We start from the raw sequence: 20,631 nt of genomic DNA on the forward strand, positions 1-20,631 counted from the left end.
GACGCGCTTCCGCGCAGATCGTCGTCGACGTGGTCAGTTACCGCGAGAGAAGCCGTCTGGGGTCGGCCGCCAGGAGCCGGCGAACCCGGTGTCGCACCCCCGCGATGCACTCTCAGGGAGCCCTGTGAGGGGCCCTGACCCTCGGCAGCTGGAATGCCGAGGGACAGGGCGTTGCCGCGGGTGGGTGGCTACCCCACCTTGGTGGCGAGTCCGACGGACAAGTAGGTCGGCCGGTCGAGCACATCGCCCGGCAGGCCGCCGCGGGGACGGACCCGGGGCCGGCGGGGACGCACTCCCGTCGTGACGGTCAGCGGCCGGCATTCGGGACGGCCCCGTGTCCAGGATTCGGGGTCAAGGTCCGTAGATGCCCCGCAGTCGTACACAGAAACCAGCGGGTTCGCAGAATCCTGAAGGTTGAAGCAACGGGAACCTGTTGCCGGGAGGGTGTCCAGCACTGGATGGCACGTGGGTTCAGTGCGGCAATTGCGTTGTCGATCTAGTGAGGCTGAGGCAGCATTCCGGTCATGGAACAGCCTGCTGACGTACTTCGTTTTGACCAGGTCGAACTGCGCCGATGGCGTCTCGACGACATCGATGCCCTGCATCGGGTGATCACCGAGTCGCGTGATCACCTGCTGCCGTGGATGCCGTTTGCGGCCACCCACGACCGGAAGCAGGGGGAAGGGTTCCTGGCTCACTGCGAGGAGCAGTGGGCCTCGGGGCAGGAATACAACTACGCGGTCACCTCGGGTGGAACGGTGGTGGGCAGCTGCGGCTTGCATCGCCGGATCGGACCTGGCGGTCTGGACATCGGCTATTGGCTCCATCACGGGTGGACAGGGAAGGGGCTGGCCACTATGGCCGCGGCTGCCCTCGTTCAAGCAGGACGCGAGCTTCCGAGTATTGATCGCATCGAAATCCACCACGACGAGGCCAATTCCGCGAGTGGCGCCATCGCCCGCCGCTTGGGCTTCACTGAAGTTGAGCGTGTCGGGGTGTCGGATGGGCCGGGAGCACCCGCCGAGACGGGCGTCCATGTGAGATGGCGCCTTCAGATACGGGCCGAACAAGACCAGGGGTGAGCAACGCCAAGCGGCGGCGACTTCCTGAATCCCGTATAGCCTCGCAAGTTGCGGGCAGAACTCATCACCCTGATGACCCGGAGGATCACCCGCAGCGGTCCTCGCAAGGACTGGTCGAAAAGGGACTCACCGGCATAAGAGCTCGCAGAGGATGCTTGGGCCTGAAGAGCGGCAGCACCACCTCGGGTGCTGCCAAAAAATAGATCGCCAGGACGGACCAAGCCTTCTACCGTTCCGCCATGCAAATTGTTGTGACGCTGGACTGTGTCGACACCGAAGCGCAAGCGAACTTCTGGCTCGCCGCGCTCGCCCCGCTGGACTACCGGCGCGGCTTCCACGGACCTCCCTACCTGAGCCTGGTCGGGCCCGCTCCCGCACCAACCCTTCTCCTGCAGCACGTCCCAGAACCAAAGCAGGCCAAGAACCGCATGCACCTTGACCTCGACTTTGGCACCGCAGACCTGGCGTCCGAGGTCAATCGCCTCGAACGGCTCGGCGCTGCGAATCTCTCTGAAGAACTCAGCGAACACGGCTTCCGCTGGATCGTCGTTGCCGACCCGGAAGGCAACGAGTTCTGCGTATTCAATCCCCCGAACAACATCAACGTTGCGCGGTAGTTACGTGGTCGGGCCGAGGTTCCACCATGGCCTGGGAAGCCTGTCCGTCGATTACCGCCACTTGCAGAGGGCCTGGGCCTCTAGCGCCGGTGTCCCGCCTTTCCAGACACTCACTCAGCAGGCACGGACCACTGCCCGCCCACTGGCGCGTACCCGGCAGGCCCGCAGGCGACGTCGACGCGAAAGCCGCGGCCGACGGAGACAGCGAGGGTCAGGAGCAGCGCGACCAGGACGACGAGGACGCGGGGCGCTGAGGGGTTGTGCTGCGCGCTCTGCGGTGCGGGCTGTGACGAAGCGCTCTGGTGTGCTGGCCCGCATCGCAACCATCCCTCTCAGCTCTGCTCCTGGCCGGTGTGCCGGGCCTGTCACTCTCGGCGCGCGGCGTCGAGGTCGCGGCGCTGGCGTTGTTCGTCGGCGAGAACGGCCCGCAGGACGTCGCGGTCGGTGTGCTGGTCGACAACGTCGAGGACCAGTCGGTGTAGCACGTCGGGATCCAGTGCTTCTACCTCCCACTGGACCGGGGCGGCCGGGTCGAGGATGGCGCCGGGCAAAGGCCGGCCACCGCGGATCGCTTACCTTGCCCACCGCCGCGGGCAGTTCAGCAGCTCGGGCCTGATCGACGGTGAGCGCGACGTGCACCACCTGGTCCCAGCAGTTCGTGCGGGCGATCCAGTCCAGCATCGCGTCTTGGCCGCTCGCGTCGGCGTCGCCGCAGTAGGCCAGAACCTTCGGGCGCTGCTCGGTGAGGACGCGTTCGCGCACGGTGCGAATGTAGGACTCACTGCCGTATCCGCGGGAGACGAGGACGGGGATGCCGAGGTCGCTCACCCACTGCTCGAACAACACCGCAGCGAGTCCTTCTCCGAACACAGGTAGAGGCCCACCGGCTGGTTGCGGGTACGGTCGAGGCGGAATATGCGCACTGTGTCGCCGAGGGCGGCGCCAGCGTCCGGCCAACAGGTCAGTACGTGGACATGGCGGGTCAGGTCGACCAACTCAGGACCCTCACCCGCACGCACCACGGCAGCCAACTTCGCCGACAGTTTCCGGTACGCGGCCGGACGGTTCGGGATCACCCCCGCCGCGCGCAACCGGTGGAACAGCCCCGGGTGCTGGCGCAGCGTCACCCGCGACTCGTACTGAGCCGCGATCCGCCGCGCCTGCTCCACCACCCCCACCCACACCAACGCCATACGGGTACTTGTACCCGCGCCGCGGGCCGCGCCCCCTTCTCGCGTCGTCCTGGTGAGGCACGCGAGGCCACGCGGTGACGCGGCATGTGGCACCGTGGCGCCGCGCCAGGACCCCCGTCCTGAAAAGGGGCGCTGCTGCGCGTCGCAGACCATACGCCGTAGGTTGAGGGGCCCTGTCGAGATCATGACCACAAGGAGAGGGCCGCATGGGAGACTGGATGCGGTGCTGAAGGCCGCATTGCACAAGGCCTGGTATGGAGCATCAACCGAGGGAACAAGGCTGCAGGACAGCATTTTCGGCACGGCAACCGCTCGCGCCACACTCGTCTATGACGTCGTCAGGTTCTTCTACGACGAGGCGAAATTCCGCACCCCGGGCCCCTTTGAGGAACGCGACGAACTCGGCACCATCGTCAGTGCCGCGAGCGGCTACGAGGACCGCATGCACGAGCTGATGCGCACCTGGGCCGAGGTCTCCCGCAGCTGACCGCCGAGACAGACCCAGGGGTGGCTTTGTACGCGGGAACGGACAGCGCAGGTCCGTCAGTTTGGGAGGCAGCCGGCATCCGTCGGCGAGTCGAAAAGTTCACGAGTTTCGACAGCGCTGTCGGCGGCGTCTGATGGGTCTTCAGGCAGGCGCGAGCGCGTGCCCGGATCCGTCGCCGTCAGCCGGTGCGCCGGGCGCGGGTCAGTGCCAGGCCGCCAAGAGCCGTGCCGATCAGCCCTAGTGCCAGGGCCATGGCGCCGGCGATTACTCCGTTGCCGGTGCCGGGGCCACCGTCGGCGACGGCCAGGTTCACTACGCCCATGGCCAGGCCGGCCAGTCCCGCCGCCAGGGCCATGATGGCCCTGTTTCGCCTGTTGCCGATGCCGGGACGATCGGTGGAGCGGGCCAGAGCCAGTCCGCCGATGACCACGCCGGCCAGTGCCACGACGGCGGCCGTGGTGCCCACCAGTCGTCCGGAGGTCAGGCCGGTGGTGGCAGCCGACTGGACTGCGATGTGCGCGGCTGCCGGTGCGGCAAGCACGGATTGGACTGCCATGAGAGGTCCCCTTGTCTCCTGCAATTCGATGTCGCCTCAGCGCGATTCGATGTCGGCCCAGCATGTGCGTCGGCCCCGCCGTCCGTCGTCCAGCGGACGCAGACAATTCGCGCTGCTGCCGGTGGTTCATGCGCCTGCTGCGGGTGCGGCAGACGACGCGCGGGTACTGCGGGGGCGGTAGTCGGCCGCTCGTTCGTGAGCCGGACTCGCCCGTGGTGGCGTCCGGCTAGGGTGCGCGTATGGACAGAGGACGGTTCGGTGTCCCGGCCGGTTTCTGGGACTGGGCGGTCGCCGTCGGTGTGGCGGCGCTGCTGGTGGGCACCGGGCTGTCCAGCGAGAGTTCCACGGCGAACAGCGACCTGCTCGGCTTTGCGCTGCTGGCGGGCGGCGGGCTGGCGCTGGCCGCCGGCAGCCGGGCTCCGCTTCTGGTCCTGGCCGTTACCGGACTGTGTGCGGTGGGGTATCAGGCGGCCGGTTTCGACGTGCTCGCCGTCTCGTATCTGGTTGCGGTGTACGGCGCGGTGCGGGCCGGGCACCGCGCCGTCACCGTGGCGGCGTCCGTCGCCATGCTGGTCGCTCTCCACCTCACGGCGCTGGTCTTCCACGCCGAGCCGGTGCGCGAGGCGTTCGGGCGGGGCGGGGGCGTGCTCGAGATCGCCTGGCTGATCGCCGCCTTCGCCGCAGGGGAGGCTGTGCGGCAGGCCGAGCAGCGGGCGGGGGAGGCCGAGCGGACCCGGGAGGAGACCGCGCGGCGTCGCGCCGATGAGGAGCGGCTGCGTATCGCGCGCGAGCTGCACGATTCGCTCACGCATCAGATCTCGGTCATCAAGCTGCAGGCCGAAGTCGCGGTCCACGTGGCCCGCAGACTGGGCGAACAGGTGCCGGAAGCGCTGCTGGCGATCCAGGAGGCCGGACGCGAGGCCAGCCGGGAACTGCGGGCCACGCTGGAGGCGTTGCGCAACGACGAGACGTCTCCGCCGCGCGGGATCGACGACGTCCCGGAACTGGTGGAAAAATCCCGGACGTTGGGCCTGGACGCCACGCTGACGATCGACGGGCAGCAGCACGACGTACCGGCCGCGGTGGACCGGACCGTCTACCGGATCGTGCAGGAGGCGCTCACCAACGTCGCCCGGCATGCCGACGCCACCACCGCGGCGGTCCGCATCGACTGCCTCCCGGATTCCCTCGCCATACGCATCGACAACGACGGCAAGGCGACGCCGGCCACCGCCCCGCTGCCGGGCCTGGGGCTGCTCGGCATGCGCGAACGCGTCACCGCCCTCGGCGGCCGGCTACGCGCCGAACCATGTGACGAGGGCGGCTTCACCGTCCAGGCCGAACTCCCCGTGGAGCGGACCTCATGATCCGTGTCCTGCTCGTCGACGACCAGCCCCTCATTCGCAGTGGGTTCCGCGCCCTCCTCGACCTCGAGGACGACATCGAGGTGGTGGCCGAGGCCGCCGACGGCAGCGAGGGCCTGGAACTCGTCAAGGAGCACCTGCCCGACGTCGCGCTCATCGACATCCAGATGCCGGTCATCGACGGCATCGAGGCAACCCGGCGCATCACCGCGGACCCGGCCCTGGACGGCGTGCACGTGGTCATCCTGACCAACTACGGCCTGGACGAGTACGTCTTCGACGCCCTGCACGCCGGTGCTGCCAGTTTCCTGGTCAAGGACGTGGTGCCGGAGGACTTCCTGCACGCCGTCCGCGTCGCTGCTCGTGGCGATGCCCTGCTGGCGCCCTCGATCACCCGCAAGCTGATCAACCGGTACGTCAACCAGCCGCTCCCCACCGACACCGGCAAGGGGCTGGAGGAGCTGACCAGCCGCGAACGCGAGGCCGTTGCCCTGGTCGCGCAGGGTCTGTCCAACGACGAGATCGCCGACCGCATGGTGATCAGCCCGCTGACCGCGAAAACCCACATCAATCGGGCCATGACAAAGCTCCAGGCCCGTGACCGCGCCCAACTCGTGGTCTTCGCCTACGAGTCCGGCCTGGTGGCCCCACACAACCTATGACTGTGCGCCACGCAACCGTTTCGCATGGTTGGCAGGGGGCGCTCACGGTTGGCAGGGGGTGCTCAACGTCTTCGTCCTGGCCGGGTGCTGTCGTTTCACGTGAACATCGAACACGGTGGAGTTCGAGTGCCTCCCGAAGAGCTGAACATCCGCTGTCGCTACTCGTGAACAGAGCCACCCAGAGGGTCTTTCTACTTTCCGTCGGCCTCCGCGAGCGTGTGGGCGACAAGAGCATTGGCGTGGCCGTGCCCCAGGCCGTGTTCGGCCTTGAGCCAGCCGACCAGCTCCATGTGCTTGGACAGCGGTGACGTACGGATGAGGTTCTTCCACTCGGCTATGGGCCGGCCGTACTTCTTCTCGATCGACGGAAAGTAGCTGGCCGGGCCCTTCACAGGTTCAGTCATGACCGCAGCATGTCACCCACCACTGACAACGCAGTCTGCCCGCCCGTCACAGAACGTCACAGATCAGTAGATCTGACACAGCTTCTCAGCTTGTTCTTTATGGTCTGACCTCGAACGATGCGCCGAACGTGCTCGCTCGAACGAGGATTCCGGGGACGTGAACACGGCCTTCGTCTGATCCTGTGCTCCGACGAAGGATGCACTTGACCAGTACGAAGGCCGTGAGGGGATGATTCTGCTGCATCACGATGTCCGGCGGGATGCGTTCGCGGTGGCGTCACACTTCCGAGACGACTTCTTCGACTCCCTGACCGTGCGCGGGGACACGCTGTTCGAGCTCGCCGACGCCCTGTTGTGTGCGGACGGGCCGGTGAAGACGCCGGTCGACCTCACGCTGACCGCCGAACACCGGCGCGGGCACGGAGCGATGTACGCAGCCTTGAACAAGGAGTTCCGCTTCGCCAAGCCGGATTCCTGGGGAGATCCGGACGCGGAGACCATGCAGGTCACCGACCGCTACGGCACCGCCCCCCCCGGACCCTTGCCACCGCCTTCGGACCCGCCCAGCAGGCAAGGGAACACGCCGCAGTATGAGCGAGCGGGACTTCATCGCACTCATCGACGGCGTTCACCAGTTAGTCAAAGCGCCGATCGTGCTGGTCTGGGACCGCCTGAACACCCATGTCTCCCGCAGGATGCGGGACCTCGTGGCTGAGCGCGAGTGGCTGACAGTCTTCCTGCTGTGGTCACGTCCGCTGGAGTGGTGTATCGACGGCCACTCGGTGATCTCGTTTTGAGGCCATGCGGTGAGTTCGGTGGGCAGAACGGTCTCGTCGGTTTCTGACTCGATGGGGTGGCGGCGGGCCTTGGCGAGTAGGTCGAGTCCCATGTAGCGACGGGCCTCGGTCCATTCGTCGTTTTGCTCGGCCAGGACCGCGCCGACCAGGCGGATCACGGCGGCGCGGTCGGGGAAGATGCCGACCACGTCGGTGCGGCGCCGGATTTCCTTGGTCAGCCGCTCCTGCGGATTGTTCGACCAGATCTGCCGCCAGATCTCACGCGGGAACGCGGTGAATGCCAGGAGATCGTGCTGAGCGCCGTCCAAGTGGGCTGCTGCCTTGGAGAACTTGGCCTCCAGCGCGTCCAGGACGTGTCGCAACTGAGCCTGGACGGCGTCAGTGTCGGGCTGCTCGAACACCGTCCGCAGCAGCGTGGCCACCCACGGCTGAGCCGACTTCGGAACCTGGCTCAGCAGATTTCGGGCGTAATGCGTGCGGCATCGTTGCCACGAAGCTCCGGGCAGGACCGCGCCGATCGCGGCGACGAGGCCGGTGTGGGCGTCGGAGACGACCAGTTGGACGCCGGACAGGCCGCGAGCGGTCAGGGAGCGCAGGAAGGCGAGCCAGCCCGCACCGTCCTCGGCCGTGGCGACGTCGATGCCGAGGATCTCGCGGTGTCCGTCCATGGCCTGCCCGTATTCGGTGTTGCAGATGGCATCAGCCTCGGCAGACATGAGCGCGTCGGCGAACGTTTTGACCATCGCGCGCAGCAGATCGGGACTCGCCGCGGCGAGGTTGTCTTCTGCGAGGGCATGCAGGGGCAGACTGTCTGGTGCGGACATCGTGCTGATCTCCTTCGAGGCTTCGACACTTCGAAGATCAGCCGGTGGCCGTTCGACTATGCGGATCTGATTCCGATGCCGGAGCAAACCCCCGGATCAGGTCGAGCCCGTACACCACTTCCCTGGACGCAACCGGGCGGTGGCGATGGACGCTTAAGGCATGAGGGCCCTGTGGTCCGGCGTGATCCAGTTCGGGCTGGTCGTGCTGCCCGTGAAGCTGTTCTCTGCGCCCGAGGAGCACCACGTCCGGCTGCGGGAGATCAGCGCTCTACATCGCCCTCGCGCGAGAACCCCAGCCAGCCGAGTCCGGCGAAAATCAGTAGCTCTTCAGGGCCAGCTGCACCGGTTCTCGGCCGGGCCCACCACGAGATCGGGAAGTCAGAACAGAAGGTGCCTGTACAGACGCTCGGATGTGGGAGACCGGTCCACCGCCGTCAGCCGAGGGCGTCGAGCAACTCGCGCTCGCGCTGCGCGCTGAGGCCTGCGCGCCTTTCCCGGTCCAGCCCCTGCTCGCGTTCCCAGTGCAGTGTGTCGGCCAGCATCTGCGCCGGGGGCCGGTGGCGCAGCCCCGCGGCGCGCGCCGCGGACCCGTCCCGGGCCGACCACCCTTCCCAGCCCGGCTCAACCAGCCACATGGCCAGCGATTCGGGCCCCATGTACTGGGCCACGCCGTTGGCGAGCAGCCACGCCGATTCGGCGGTGACCACCGGACCGGTGTGCCCGCCGACGGCGCGGGACAGCTCGATCCACTCCTCGAACGGAACGACCGGGCCGACGGCGTTGTACGTGCCGGTCATCCCCGTCTCCGCGGAGTCGAGCAGCCAGGAGGTGAGGTCCCGCACGTCGACCACCTGGGTGGGCCTGGCGGGTGTGTCGGGGACCAGCATCGGCCCTCGCGGATCGCGTGCGGCGCGGGCGACCCAGTAACCGGAGCGCCCGCTGTGATCGCCCGGGCCGCCGATGAGCCCGGCTCGTGCGATGAGGAGGCGGTCGCCCACCGCGGCCGTCAACGCCTGCTCGCAGGCGACCTTCGCTTCGCCGTACAACTCGCGGTCGACCTCGCTCCTGTCGGTCGGGGCGAGCAGGGCCGCGGACTCGTCCGCCCCGAGCGTGGCGTGGGAGGCGTAGGCGTTGCCGGACGAGACATACACCCAGTGCCCGGCCTTGCTGCCCAGCGCGTCGAGCGCTCCACGAACGAAGCCCGGCTGCCATGACACCTCGACGACCGCGTCCCATACCCGGTCGAGCAGGGGCTCGTACGCCAACGGGTCGCGCCGGTCGGCGGCGACCAGTGTCGCTCCGTCCGCGACTTCTCCGCTCTCACCACGCGCGAGGCAGGTCACCCGATGGCCGCGTTCGATCGCCTGCCGCGACAGCTCCCGAGCCACCCATGCCGTTCCGCCCAGAACCAGGATCTCCATACCGACACACAAGCACCGAGATCACCGCCGGCCCATGCGAATTCGCTGACAGCAGACGGTCAGCCGTCAGATCGACCTCAACCCTTGAGCAATAACGTCGACATCGTTTGGCTCAGCGCCCCGCGCGCGTACGCCCCGAAGACGTACACCTCATCGACCAGGCCCAGCGGCCGACCACCGTCCGATCGCCGGGCGAGTGCCCGGCGTGTGCTTCCCTATACATCGCAAGGCACAGCGGCAGGGCCCGGAAGCTGGTCGGGGTTGGGCTGAAGGGCGGCCAGCTCCTCGATGACCAGGTCGTTGGCGATGCGCTGGGGCTTCCCCTACTTCGCGGAAGTCTTGCGGCAGGCAGGCGTCACCAGGATCAAGATGGTGGTGCCCTCGAACGCAGAGCTCGACCACACTGCCGCACGGCGTCGACCAGCGGTTCGCCCGCGTCACGTACAGCCGCGTCGGTGGTGTGCACACCCTGACCACGACGGTCAGTCTGGCGGCATGGGCCGCGGACACGGAGGCAGGGCGCAAAGGGAGCCGTAGGCCCGCGACGGAGCGAGGCCGGGGCAGCGGGCCTCCAGCGTCAGGACTCCGGCTTCGTTGCCGGCAACGAACAGATGCCCTCGGTCCGGGGATTGTGGGCATCACGAGGGCATCTGCCAGCCACTCCAATGGGAGCGCTTGGAGTTGACCCGGCCAATGTGCCCGCCCGGACGAGAGCATCAGCGCTTCTGGCGCGGCGCGTCTCGGATGTGGCCATGCGAGGGGCGAGCACGATTCGGTGGGCGGCTTCGGTTACAGGCCGCAGGAGCCGCGGTCCAGGTGGAAGTAGCGGGCATTGACCCAGCGGCACAGTCGGATACCGACGATGACGCCGACGATGGTGACAAGCGCGGGCACGTAACCGCTGGCAACCTGGATGATCGGGATCGCCGGGCACCCGCCCGAGATCGCCCAGCCGGTTCCGAACAGCACGGCGCCGGGGATCACGCCCGCGTGGATGCGCCCCGGAGTGCGGCGGATCCGCAGCAGAGCGAACGCGCAGATGATGATCCCGACGGCACCCGCGAAGGAGAAGAACATCCGCAGGTCCTGGAAGGTGAACATGCGGTTCAGCTCGGTGTAGTCGCCGAAGCCGATACGGGAGACGGTGTAACCGAGAGCCAGTCCCGTGATGATGTTGGCCAGCAGAATCGCGCCTCGGGTACGCATCAGATCACCCTCCACAGAAGGAACGAGACCGCGACGGCGGTGCCGAAGAACACGGCGGTCGCGACCAGGCTGACCGGGCGCAGACGGCCGCAGCCGTTGAGCCCGTGGCCGGAACTGCAGCCACCGGCCAGCCGAGTTCCGAAGCCGACCAGCACGCCGCCGATGAACAGCAGGACGATCATGGTGATCGGATTCGTGGTGACCACGTCCCGGAATCCGGGGCCCATGTCGAAGCGGAGGTGGAACTTCCCGGAGGTGACCGCAGCGATCAACCCGCCGAGGAAGATCGACACCAGCAGGGCAGCCTGGGTGACCAGCGGGGCCGGGGCTAGGGCCGAGGTGTCCTCATTCACCGTTGGTTCGACGTCCGTCTGGACCGGCTGTGACGTGCCGGACGGAACCGGCGGCACGGTGGGCGCGGCGTAGTCGGTGCCGAAGTGCTCCGCCGTCGCTACGGCGAGAGCCTCGGCGAGCGCTCGCTCGTCGGTGAACTCCTCGTCCATGCGCTCGAGCCGACGCTCCCTGCGCCAGTGCAGGACGCGATCCCACGCGGACGACACCCCGAACGACCGATCCGTGGTGAGGGCGTAGTTGATGGTGATCAGAGCGAGCCCGGCAGCGCCGGCCCACCAGGGCCAGTAGCCACTCATGCGGGGCCTCCCATCCATTCGGTGAATCGAGCCCAGAGGCCGCGTTTCGGTCCGGAGCTCTGCCCAGCGCGTCTGGACGGACGGTCTGCGGGCCGGGGAGCCCGTGCGGACGATGACGGCGTGTAATGCGACGCCGAGATCGTCGGGGACGCCGGCCCGAACTGAGCCGCACCATCCGATGCCGTGGTCACAGGTTCTGACGACTCTGCCGGCCAAGCCGGTGCCGGCTGCGACCAGGACGGGTTCTCCTGCCGCCAAGGATTGGGCTGAGGGGGACGAGCCTGCTGGGACCCCTGCTCAGGTCCGGCGGCGCTGGGCCGGTCCGCGCCCTCGCCCATTTCTTCAAGGTGGCGTGCGCGGGCTCCATTGGGCAGCAGGCTGATCGGCACGCGCTCGCCGGTGAGTGACACCTGGTAGCGCGCACAGCCGAGCCATTGATCCTCGCTGTCGCAGTAATAGTCGCGCCACCCCTGCAAACTCGCCTTAAGCAAGGGGAAAAGGGGGCATCCTGCGGTATGCGAGCAACCCACGTCGCTCCCTTCTGACCGGCGCACACCACCCGTTTTATGAGGGGCGCTGCCGTTCTCGGTCTCTTGCCCCGACGCGCCCACATCGACGATGCCGAACGCGCGTTGATGGCCTGTCACAGTGCAAAGCAGTGCCTTCCTGCCTCGACCGGGCGTGATGCAACCACTGTTTCGGTATCGCAGGCAATTCCGGACACGGCCGGACCCGCTTGACATCGATGAGCGCGAAATGTCACGCAATATCGGGCGTGACACGCCCACATGGTCGGCCTTTCTGCGTGCAGAAGTAATTCTTCCGTGGAGGCTGTGCACACATGGGCTTCACTTATGGCGAAAGCATGAATTGGGCTGTGACGAAACTGTTGATATTACTGGTCGTTAACGAGGCCGCGAAGGAAGGAGACCCATGTGCCAACGTGCTGTCTGCCAGTCATGCCGGAAGGTGACCTACGAGGGCTGCGGAGGGCACGTGGAGCAAGTACTCGCCGGCGTGCCGACACCGCAGCGGTGCACGTGTGAGCCAGGGAAGCGCAAACCGGTACCCGCACGGGAGCTGATGACTCCGCCGGGGCCGAATCCGGGCAGGCGGCAGGAAGGCCGGTGGGCCCGGCTCATAGCGTGGATGAAAAGCGCTGCCTAACTTGCCGCGACGAGCTCCTGCTCGCGGTCCGGCGTCTTGACCTTGGGCTTCTTGTTCGGCAGCGAGAGGCGGAAGACCTTGTGCCACGCGGAGAACACCTGCTTGGGCAGCGGCCCGGTGACGTACTCCAGCTCGTACTTCTCGAACAGCGCGCGCACCTTCACCGCGACCTCGGCGTACCGGTTGCTCGGCAGGTCCGGGAACAGGTGGTGCTCGATCTGGTGCGAGAGGTTGCCGGTCATGAAGTGCATGGCCTTGCTGCCGCTGATGTTCGCCGAGCCCATCATCTGGCGCAGGTACCACTGGCCGCGCGTCTCGCCCTTGATCGACCGGCGCTCGAAGACCTGCACGCCCTCGGGGAAGTGCCCGCACATGATCACCGAGTGGGTCCAGATGTTGCGGACCAGGTTTGCGGTGAACGTGGCGGCGAGCGTGGGGAGGAACGACGGGCCCGACAGCAGCGGGTGGATCACGTAGTCCTTGAGCACCTGCTTGCGGATCTTGCGGCCCACGGCCTTGGCCCGCGCGCGGAACTCCGGGTTCTTGCGGCGGCGCTTGTGCAGGTTCTTGCCGAGCTCCAGGTCGTAGGCTGCGATGCCGTACTCGAAGAAGCAGGCGTTGAGGAAGTTCCACAGCGGCTGGCCGAGGTGGAAGCGGTGCCACTTCTGGTCCTCGTCGACGCGCATGATGCCGTAGCCGAGGTCGTTGTCCTTGCCGATCACGTTGGTGTACGTGTGGTGCAGCTCGTTGTGCGAGTGCTTCCACTGCTCGGACGGCGAGACGTGATCCCACTCCCAGGTGGTGGAGTGGATCTTCGGGTCTCGCATCCAGTCCCACTGGCCGTGCAGGATGTTGTGGCCGATCTCCATGTTGTCCATGATCTTCGCCACGGACAGCCCGGCGGTGCCGATCAGCCACGCGGGCGGGAAGATCGAGAACAGCAGCACGCCCCTGCTGACCAGCTCGAGCTTGCGCTGCGCTGAGATGACCTTACGGATGTAGGCGGCGTCTTTCTCGCCGCGGCCGGCGATCACTTCGTCGCGGATCGCGTCCAGCTCGCGGCCGAGCTCCTCGATCTGCTCCGCGGTCAGGTGTGCCGTGGGGTCGATGGCGGTCAAGGTGTTCCTACCGTTCGATGTCGCAGGGGCCCGCCGCGGCGGACACGCAGGTCTGGATGAGGACGCCCGGCTCGGCCTCGGTGATCTCGCCGGTGCGCAGGTCGCGGACTGCGCCCGCCTTGAGCGGCGTGACGCAGCCGAAGCAGATGCCCATGCGGCACCCGGACGGCATGAGCACGCCGGCCTCCTCGCCGACGTCCAGCAACGGCGTGGCGCCGTCCGCCTCGACGGTCCTGCCGGTGGCGCTGAACGTGACCTCACCGCCGTCGCCGGCGGCGACGATGCTGGGGCGGAAGCGTTCGGTGTGCAGGCGCTCTTGGACGCCGTGTTCGCTCCAGTGCTTTTCGGCGGCGTCGAGCAGGCCCGCGGGCCCGCAGGCCCAGGTCTCGCGCTCGGCCCAGTCGGGCACGAGTTCGTCGAGACGGGCGATGTCGAGCATGCCGCCTGTGTCGGTGTGCACCTCGGTGAGCCGCAGCTTCTTGTCCGCGACCAGGTCGTGCAGTTCATCGCGGAAGATCACGTCTTGCGGCTGTGGCGCGCAGTGGACCATGACGACGTCGTCGAACTCGGTGTCGCGCAGCATGCCCATCACGGGCGTGATGCCGCTGCCGGCCGTCAGGTAGAGCACCTTGGCGGGCTTGGCCTGCGGCAGCACGAAGTCACCGGTCGGTTGGTCGAGCTGGATCAGCGTGCCCGGTGTCGCCCTGCGGACCAGGTGGTTGCTGACCTTGCCGTCCGGGATCGCCTTCACGGTGATCGTGACGCGGCCGTCCTGGCGGTTTGTCGGCGAGGTGATGGAGTAGGCACGCCACAGGCGCACCCCGTCGACGTCGACCCCGATCCGCACGTACTGACCGGCCGTGTGGCCGCGCCAGCCCCGTCCCGGCCTGATCACGATGGTCGCCGCGTCACCCGTCTCGGGGTGCACGGCCTCGATGCGCCCACGCAGGTCAGCGCCCGCACGCAGCGGGCTGACCAGGTCGAGGTAGTCCGACGGCAGCAGCGGCGTCGTGACCATCTCCAGCAGTTTCCACGCCCTGCTGCGGAGGGCTGCACTCGTCATGGCTCCAGCTTGATGCGCCTCAGGGCGTAAAGTCCTGACCGCAAGACGTAAATCTGGTCGGCCGAATTGTTCGCAGGGAACAAAAACGTGAGCCATGCAATCAGGAGGGCCAGCGAACTGGCCCTGGATGAGACGACGGTCACCGCACTTCGGGCCGCGCTGAAGACCACCGCCGACGAGGTCGTCCAGGCGATCATCGACGAGGTCCCTCCCTACGCCAACGCCCTTTCGGGCCGCATGGGCGGCACCATCCGCCGAGCCGTCCGCACCGCCCTGGGTCACTACCTGGACCTCGCGAGCGGGAACGCCACAGGCGGCGACGCCGGTGACGCAGCCTACGAGCTGGGCCGAGGCGAGGTCCGCGACGGCCGTTCGATGGACGCCCTGCTCAGCGCCTACCGCGTCGGCGCCCGCGTGGCCTGGCGATGCCTGGCAGCGGGTGCCGTACCCGCAGGTCTACCCGCCGCCGAGGTCGCCAAGTTCGCCGAGCTGACCTTCGCCTACATCGACGAGCTCTCCGCCGCGAGCGCCGCGGGCCACGCCGACGAACTGGCCGCCCGGGGCAGGGCCCACGAGCGCCACCTGGAACACCTGGCCCGCGACCTCCTCGCCGGCGCGAGCCCGGACGTGCTGCTGGCCTCTGCTCAACGCGCCGGGTGGCAGCCTCCGGCTTCGCTGACCGCGGTCCTGCTGCCCGCCGACCAGGCCCGGCCTGCCTACCGCACGCTCGACCCGAGCACCCTCGTCCTCGACGATCAGCCGGACGCCACCGGTGTGCTGCTCGTCCCCGACGCCGACCGATCACATCTCTTGCGGCAGCTGACCGACCGCACCGCCGTGGTCGGCCCGGCCCGGCCATGGGCTCGTGCGTCCGCCTCGTACGCACGGGCCGCACGCGCGCGCTCCCTCTCCTCTGATATCCGCGACACCGAGGACCACCTGCCCGAGCTGGTGCTGAGCGCCGACGTGGACGCGTTCGCAGACCTGCGTGCCCGAGCCCTCGCACCGTTGCGGACCTTGCCTGTCGCGACCGCACGGCGGCTGGAGGAGACGTTGCGGGCGTGGCTGCTGCACCAGGGCAGGCGGGAGGAGGTGGCGGCGGCGTTGTTCGTCCATCCCCAGACGGTCCGGTACCGGATGTCGCAGCTGCGGGAGCTGTTTCCGGATCTCGCATCGCCACACCGGGTCCTTGAACTGACGCTGGCGGTCGGCCTTCGGGGCAGCTGACGCGTACTTCGCCCGTCCACGACCGCGTCCGCGAGCGGTCCAGGAATCGCGCCTCGTCCTCGGTGCCATCAGCCAGCTCATGCGGCCCCGGGAAGAGCGGTATGAGCCAGCTGAGACCGGGGGGTGATGTTGAAGACCAGACAAGGCCTCGGGAAGCCCGTCGGGGGCGCTGTCTCTGAGAAGCGCGGTGGCGGATACGGCTCGACTGGATCCGGTGGACGATGCGCACCGGCCCGCTCGTCGACGCGCTCATCGAGCAGCTGGTCGGCGATCTGGGCCGCTACGCCCTGGAAAACGGCTTTCATGTCGCCGTGGAGGGCGCTGTCCTGGCACGAGCTGACCCACAGGCGCGCGGCGGGCTGCAGCTGGGTGACCGGCGGGGCGGCCAGGCCGGGTCACCAGGGGCGGGGGCCGGGCCGCTTGCGCCGGGGACCACCGCGGTTCCGCGACGGCCTCGCGCCTGCCTTCCGACAGGTCAACCGGACGACCGACCGGGCCGGCCTGGCACACCGCGCGAGGGATGATGGGGATGGAATGACGGAACGTGAGGTCAGGAGCTTTCATGGCGAAGCGGGTTCACCGACCCCGTGAGGACGCGGAGTTCAATTTCATCCTCGGGATGAGCGGAGTTCCGGTCCTCGCATACTTCACCGGGACATGGCCCAAGGCAATCGAGCCCTGCCGGGTGATGGACATCGTCGTGGGTGGCATCGCCGACGACTACACGGGCCGCCTGACGGCCGTTCGCGCCGACATCACGCGTTGTCCGGCCGCAACCGAGCGATACGGGATCACCGGAGCCCCGTCCTACGTCCTGCTGAAGGACGGAGAGGCGGTGGCGCACGGCACGGGGTCATGACCATCGCCGAGGTACGGAAGTTCCTGGACGGCCACCTCTGAGCGGCCGCTGCGGCACGTGGCCGCGACGCCCGTCACATCTCGTCTATGTGAGGTGCGCCGCCTGAGACACCTTGAGGCTGAGACACCCCCAAAGGTCACATAACTCCGTCGAGGACCGTGCCAGGCGGCAGCCGCATCTTCTCTGGGGTTCTGGGCTGTGGCGTTAGTGAGTGGTTCACGTTGGTGCAGCTCAGCGCCATTGATCGAGAGTCTAGCCACTGCGACAGGTGTGGTGCTGTAGCCCGAAGGGGCTGTTGGGCGGCCGTCTCGTTGACGGGGCTGCCGCGGAGCCCAGGTGGCACTGCGGGGCCGTGCGTGTCGCGAGAGTGTCCACGTCGTTTGCCATAAGACGATCTTGGACACCCTCAGCATGGACCACGCGTCGAGAACGACACGCGCGCCACCAGGCACCGACCGGCCCCATGCGCACCAGCGGCGCCTGAGACCCGTATCCCGGACGCCGCTGAAGACTGCCGCTTGACAGACCGGCCCCACATATCAGTGCTGTGACCGCATAGGCCGGCCGGTTCGGTGCCTTACAGGTTGTTCGCATAGAAGCTGGCGAGTCGTTCGACGGCGGCGTCGACGTATGCGGGTTCGTCGTACATCTCGTAGTGGCCAGCGCCGTCGATCACCATGAGGTCGACTGGGTTGGGGGCCAGCTTCCACAGTTGCATGCCCATGTCGTAGGAGCCGGTGTTGCCGATGCGTCCGGCGAGGATGACCTGCAGGGGCTGGGTCATGAGCTGATCGGCCAAGTGGAAGGCGTCGTAGCCCAGCAGGAGGGAGTCGCTGCGCAGGAGGCGCCGGTTCGTGGAGTGTTCGTTACCGCCGCGCTCGGTGCGGTAGTAGGTGATGGCCTGAGTGGTGTCGATGTCGGTCAGGCCCGCTGCCGCGGCGTCCTTAGGGGTGTCGGGCAGCCAGTTCACTCGGGTCATCTCGCCGGAGCGGGCCTCTTCGGTACGTGCGTCCGCGAGGGCGTCGAGTGCTGCGGCCGGACCGTCGGGAGAGAAGCTGCGGAACGCGTTGCCGATGTTGACGGGGACGACCGTGCCGACCGCTTTGATGCGGTGGTCCGTGCGGGCGGTGTGCACGGCATAGCCGCCACCGGCGCAGATGCCGAGGACGCCGATGCGCTGCGGGTCGATGCCGGGGGTCGTGGTGAGCACGTCGAGCGCGTAGGAGATGTCCTCACCGCGGCGGTAGGGGTCTTCGAGGTCGCGGGGCTCGCCCTCACTCTGGCCCTGATGGGCGGGGTCGAGGACGAGCGCCGCGATCCCGCGGGCGGCGAGACGGGAGGCGTAGTTGGCGCCGATCTGCTCCTTGACGCTGCTGCCTGGGGTGGAGAGCACCACGGCGGGCAGCGGTCCGCTGCTGTCGGCATTGTCGGGCAGGTGGAGGTCTGCGGCGAGGTTGATGGGACCGCGCGGGATCGTGAGGTGCTGGATCATGCGTGGCTTCCTTTGTGAGAGGGTTGTTCCATAGGAGTCCAGTACAAAATAATATCTTGTACAATCTGGAACTAATACGAAACTGTACCACCTGGATGGAGGCTCGCATGTCGGTTGACGGGGCGCAGCTGTGGACGCTGAACCAGCGGCTGCTGGGCGTCGTGATGGATGCCTGCACGGAGGAACTGGCCGAGCTCGGGTTGGAGACGAAGGAGTTCTTCGTCCTGGCCGAGGTGGAGGCATCGCCGTACCCGGCCGAGATCGCGACGGCGCTGCTGCTGCCCAAGGCGAGCGTGACGGTCTACGTGCGCAACCTCGTCGCCAAGGGCTTTATCCGCCGCGAGATCGACGAGGCGGACCTGCGGCGTCACCGGCTCGTACTGACCGCCGAGGGCACGCAGGCGCGCGATCGAGCACTCGCAGCCCTCGCGGCGGAGTACGACCGCAGGTTGGCGAGGGTTACCCCCCAGGACCGCGTCGAGCTGCAACGCATCCTCAACGCGATGCTCGCCTCGCCCGCGTCAGGCCGTATGCGCGAGTGATCGTCTGATGAGCCTGTATGCCGTGGTCTTTCCGATCTTCGCCACCTGTCCGGTCGTCGCCAAGGCTCTCAGCCGCTGGGGCCACATTCTGCTGCCGCTGGTGCTGATCGCGATCGGTCTGCTCATCCTGATCGAGGGCGGGGGCCTTCGGGCTGTAGGCGGGCCCGTTCCCTCCGGCGTGTGGCTCAGCGCCCGGGTCAGTTCACGGTTTGCGGCGCTTGCCGCGTCCAGGCCCTCGGTTCGTTCGTCCAACTGTCCTTGCACGTCGGCGAGTTGTTGTTGGCCAGCCCATCCTCAACAACAGCAGCGTCAACCGGTCCCGTGCCGAACGGCAGGACCGGAACATCGCGACGACCTCCTCGTCGCTGGCCCGGTCCACTTCGCTCTCCGGCTCCTGGAGCCGATGCCGGGCCCGCAGCCGGTAACGCAGCCCCCCGCTCTCGCCCCTGGCCTCCACGGGCAGGTCGCGATCGTCGCCGAGCTCGTAGACTTGCTCCAGCACCCAGGCCGGCGCCTCCTTGTTGACCACGGCGTGGACCAGGAACATCCGAACCGCCGTGAGCACCTTGTTGATCCGGCCGTCGCCCCGCACCGGCCGGGCTCCCGGGCCCGGAACGACCGTCCGGCGCTGGCCTCCGTTCCCCGGCGTCCAGCGCAGCCAGAGCATGAACAGTCCCATGTCACGGGCGGCGGTCCGCCAGTCCCGACCGCTCCTGTCACACCAGCGCAGGAACAGCGACAGGCCCTCCGCGTACGCCTTCGTCGTCGTCTCCGCCCGCCCCCGCGCCAACCGAGTCTCTCTCAGGAAGCGATCGGGAGCCTCAACCACCCGTACCGCGTCGTCCACCACCGTCCAGTACCGGACACCCGAGGGCATCCGGACAGGAAAAGCACGCACTTGTACCCCTGCTCCACGAGTCGACCGCAACGATCCACCGCAGAGCCACACCCCCTGAGAACCGCTGCCGCAACCTCAACGAGGGCACGGCGTACGACGTCACACCACGCTCAGAGAACCCCCAGAGAATCCATCCCGGCCCCACCGGCGCAGCCGCCCGCTATCCCCCAACCCTCGCCCGATCCGTCGCCGGAGCCGACCGACCCGGTTGGCTGACGCGCACCCGCCTGGTGTCGCACGTCTACACCGGCGACCTGGCGGCCGGCCTGAGGGTGTCCGAGGCACTGGAGGCAGGCATGGTGGGCCTGAACCGGCCGGTGGTGTCGGACCCGGCGGCACCCTTCGGCTGCGTCAAGCAGTCCGGTCTCGGCCGTGAGGGCGGCCATGACGGCCTGCTGGAGTTCACCGAGAGCAAGTACATCGCCGTGGACTGGTGACCCTCAGTGTCGATCAGCCCCCCTCGGGAATGATTCAAATGTCGATGAAGTTTCAACGAATATCACTCGAGGCTCATCGGCTCTTTGCACCCAGGGGCACCTCGGGCGCCAGGCGCCTGCACAGCTGAACGGATGCTCGCGCAGTGAACGGAGAACGTGATGGTCGGCATACAGGGAGTGACCCGGAACGAGCGGTTTCACCATGCACGCCGTCTCTTCACATCCCAGCATTACCGCGCGGCTTCCCGGGTTCTCGCGGACCTGGTTGCCGCGGAGCCCCGCAGCCCGGACCTCCGGATGCTCCTCGCCTGTGCGTACTACAACACGGCGCAGCTGACCTTGGCTGAGGCGGAACTGCGACAGGTCCTGCATGCCGAGCCCGGCCACGCCTCTGCCCACCTCGCCCTCGCCCGCGTCCTGGAGCGCCGGCACCGCTGGACCGAAGCCGCTCCGCACATGAGGACTGCGGACTCGATGACCGCACGCGATCTCCTTGCCCTCAGGCACCCCGTCGGTTCACCGCCCCGACTGGCTGCTTGAGGCTGCCCCTGTCCGCCGGACAGGC

At 67.8% G+C, this 20,631-nt stretch carries 20 protein-coding genes and 4 pseudogenes; 13 read left to right on the plus strand and 11 right to left on the minus strand.

Features of this window, described 5'->3' with window-relative positions; translation table 11 throughout:
* The first annotated feature begins 524 nt into the window (after positions 1-524).
* From ACWIGU_RS37825 to ACWIGU_RS37835, 3 genes are all read left to right on the plus strand, one after another.
* A complete protein-coding gene (locus ACWIGU_RS37825) occupies positions 525-1,082 on the plus strand; it encodes a GNAT family N-acetyltransferase (protein WP_454406221.1) in 558 nt (185 codons plus the stop codon).
* A gap of 239 nt (positions 1,083-1,321) precedes the next feature.
* On the plus strand, positions 1,322-1,699 hold the full coding sequence (locus tag ACWIGU_RS37830; protein WP_454406223.1) for a VOC family protein: 378 nt from the start codon (positions 1,322-1,324) through the stop codon (positions 1,697-1,699).
* 353 nt (positions 1,700-2,052) lie between these two features.
* The gene (locus tag ACWIGU_RS37835) at positions 2,053-2,181 is read left to right on the plus strand and encodes a hypothetical protein (RefSeq protein WP_454406224.1); all 129 of its coding nucleotides are present in this window, start codon (positions 2,053-2,055) and stop codon (positions 2,179-2,181) included.
* A gap of 342 nt (positions 2,182-2,523) precedes the next feature.
* Here the strand turns inward: ACWIGU_RS37835 and ACWIGU_RS37840 are convergent, their stop codons facing one another.
* The gene (locus ACWIGU_RS37840) at positions 2,524-2,892 is read right to left on the minus strand and encodes a hypothetical protein (protein ID WP_454406225.1); all 369 of its coding nucleotides are present in this window, start codon (positions 2,890-2,892) and stop codon (positions 2,524-2,526) included.
* A gap of 223 nt (positions 2,893-3,115) precedes the next feature.
* Between ACWIGU_RS37840 and ACWIGU_RS37845 the strand changes: the two genes are divergently transcribed.
* Positions 3,116-3,379 carry a hypothetical protein gene (locus ACWIGU_RS37845; RefSeq protein ID WP_454406227.1) on the plus strand — a complete coding sequence of 88 codons (264 nt, stop codon included), beginning with the start codon at positions 3,116-3,118 and terminating at the stop codon, positions 3,377-3,379.
* 178 nt (positions 3,380-3,557) lie between these two features.
* On the opposite strand, the gene ACWIGU_RS37850 is transcribed toward ACWIGU_RS37845, so the two are convergent.
* Entirely contained in the window at positions 3,558-3,935 is a 378-nt protein-coding gene (locus ACWIGU_RS37850; protein ID WP_454406229.1) for a DUF6223 family protein, read from the minus strand.
* A 239-nt stretch (positions 3,936-4,174) separates the two neighbouring features.
* On the opposite strand from ACWIGU_RS37850, the gene ACWIGU_RS37855 reads away from it, so the two are divergent.
* Together ACWIGU_RS37855 and ACWIGU_RS37860 are read left to right on the plus strand one after the other, a co-directional pair.
* Complete coding sequence (locus ACWIGU_RS37855) at positions 4,175-5,302, plus strand: sensor histidine kinase (RefSeq protein ID WP_454406231.1); 1,128 nt, start codon at positions 4,175-4,177, stop codon at positions 5,300-5,302.
* A complete protein-coding gene (locus tag ACWIGU_RS37860) occupies positions 5,299-5,961 on the plus strand; it encodes a response regulator (RefSeq protein ID WP_454406233.1) in 663 nt (220 codons plus the stop codon). Before ACWIGU_RS37855 ends, ACWIGU_RS37860 begins: the two co-directional genes overlap by 4 nt.
* A gap of 191 nt (positions 5,962-6,152) precedes the next feature.
* On the opposite strand, the gene ACWIGU_RS37865 is transcribed toward ACWIGU_RS37860, so the two are convergent.
* Positions 6,153-6,365: a DUF4287 domain-containing protein gene (locus tag ACWIGU_RS37865; protein ID WP_069816356.1), complete on the minus strand. Its 213-nt coding sequence runs from the start codon at positions 6,363-6,365 to the stop codon at positions 6,153-6,155.
* Between the two features lie 229 nt (positions 6,366-6,594).
* Between ACWIGU_RS37865 and ACWIGU_RS37870 the strand changes: the two are divergent.
* Positions 6,595-6,813, plus strand: a pseudogene (locus ACWIGU_RS37870) (transposase); the annotation flags it as partial.
* Between the two features lie 94 nt (positions 6,814-6,907).
* Positions 6,908-7,129: pseudogene (locus ACWIGU_RS37875) on the plus strand (IS630 family transposase); the annotation flags it as partial.
* Between the two features lie 62 nt (positions 7,130-7,191).
* On the opposite strand, the pseudogene ACWIGU_RS37880 reads toward ACWIGU_RS37875, so the two are convergent.
* From ACWIGU_RS37880 to ACWIGU_RS37905, 6 genes and pseudogenes are all read right to left on the minus strand, one after another.
* A pseudogene (locus tag ACWIGU_RS37880) lies at positions 7,192-7,854 on the minus strand (IS256 family transposase); the annotation flags it as partial.
* Positions 7,855-8,420: 566 nt separating this feature from the next.
* Positions 8,421-9,407, minus strand: coding sequence for an oxidoreductase (locus ACWIGU_RS37885; protein ID WP_454406235.1), 987 nt, complete (start codon positions 9,405-9,407; stop codon positions 8,421-8,423).
* Positions 9,408-10,196: 789 nt separating this feature from the next.
* Positions 10,197-10,613 carry a YeeE/YedE thiosulfate transporter family protein gene (locus ACWIGU_RS37890; protein WP_454406237.1) on the minus strand — a complete coding sequence of 139 codons (417 nt, stop codon included), beginning with the start codon at positions 10,611-10,613 and terminating at the stop codon, positions 10,197-10,199.
* Positions 10,613-11,263 carry a YeeE/YedE thiosulfate transporter family protein gene (locus ACWIGU_RS37895; RefSeq protein WP_454406239.1) on the minus strand — a complete coding sequence of 217 codons (651 nt, stop codon included), beginning with the start codon at positions 11,261-11,263 and terminating at the stop codon, positions 10,613-10,615. The genes ACWIGU_RS37890 and ACWIGU_RS37895 overlap by 1 nt, the downstream gene beginning before the upstream one ends.
* A gap of 1,163 nt (positions 11,264-12,426) precedes the next feature.
* Complete coding sequence (locus ACWIGU_RS37900; RefSeq protein WP_454406241.1) at positions 12,427-13,548, minus strand: fatty acid desaturase family protein; 1,122 nt, start codon at positions 13,546-13,548, stop codon at positions 12,427-12,429.
* Between the two features lie 7 nt (positions 13,549-13,555).
* Positions 13,556-14,611: a ferredoxin reductase gene (locus ACWIGU_RS37905; protein ID WP_454406243.1), complete on the minus strand. Its 1,056-nt coding sequence runs from the start codon at positions 14,609-14,611 to the stop codon at positions 13,556-13,558.
* A gap of 87 nt (positions 14,612-14,698) precedes the next feature.
* Between ACWIGU_RS37905 and ACWIGU_RS37910 the strand changes: the two genes are divergently transcribed.
* Both ACWIGU_RS37910 and ACWIGU_RS37915 read left to right on the plus strand, forming a co-directional pair.
* Positions 14,699-15,838, plus strand: a complete 1,140-nt coding sequence (locus ACWIGU_RS37910; RefSeq protein WP_454406245.1) for a helix-turn-helix domain-containing protein — start codon at positions 14,699-14,701, stop codon at positions 15,836-15,838.
* A gap of 562 nt (positions 15,839-16,400) precedes the next feature.
* Positions 16,401-16,738: pseudogene (locus ACWIGU_RS37915) on the plus strand (thioredoxin family protein).
* Positions 16,739-17,274: 536 nt separating this feature from the next.
* Here ACWIGU_RS37915 and ACWIGU_RS37920 read toward each other — a convergent pair.
* Complete coding sequence (locus ACWIGU_RS37920; RefSeq protein WP_454406535.1) at positions 17,275-18,231, minus strand: alpha/beta hydrolase; 957 nt, start codon at positions 18,229-18,231, stop codon at positions 17,275-17,277.
* Between the two features lie 65 nt (positions 18,232-18,296).
* Here ACWIGU_RS37920 and ACWIGU_RS37925 point away from each other — a divergent pair, with 65 nt between their 5' ends.
* Positions 18,297-18,731 carry a MarR family winged helix-turn-helix transcriptional regulator gene (locus tag ACWIGU_RS37925; protein WP_454406247.1) on the plus strand — a complete coding sequence of 145 codons (435 nt, stop codon included), beginning with the start codon at positions 18,297-18,299 and terminating at the stop codon, positions 18,729-18,731.
* A 202-nt stretch (positions 18,732-18,933) separates the two neighbouring features.
* Here the strand turns inward: ACWIGU_RS37925 and ACWIGU_RS37930 are convergent, their stop codons facing one another.
* Positions 18,934-19,578, minus strand: coding sequence for a site-specific integrase (locus ACWIGU_RS37930; protein WP_454406249.1), 645 nt, complete (start codon positions 19,576-19,578; stop codon positions 18,934-18,936).
* 281 nt (positions 19,579-19,859) lie between these two features.
* Between ACWIGU_RS37930 and ACWIGU_RS37935 the strand changes: the two genes are divergently transcribed.
* Both ACWIGU_RS37935 and ACWIGU_RS37940 read left to right on the plus strand, forming a co-directional pair.
* The gene (locus tag ACWIGU_RS37935; protein WP_454406251.1) at positions 19,860-20,066 is read left to right on the plus strand and encodes an aldehyde dehydrogenase family protein; all 207 of its coding nucleotides are present in this window, start codon (positions 19,860-19,862) and stop codon (positions 20,064-20,066) included.
* A 159-nt stretch (positions 20,067-20,225) separates the two neighbouring features.
* Positions 20,226-20,606, plus strand: coding sequence for a tetratricopeptide repeat protein (locus ACWIGU_RS37940; RefSeq protein ID WP_454406253.1), 381 nt, complete (start codon positions 20,226-20,228; stop codon positions 20,604-20,606).
* Positions 20,607-20,631 lie beyond the last annotated feature (25 nt).

The sequence above is a fragment of the Streptomyces sp. NPDC055400 genome (assembly GCF_053644375.1).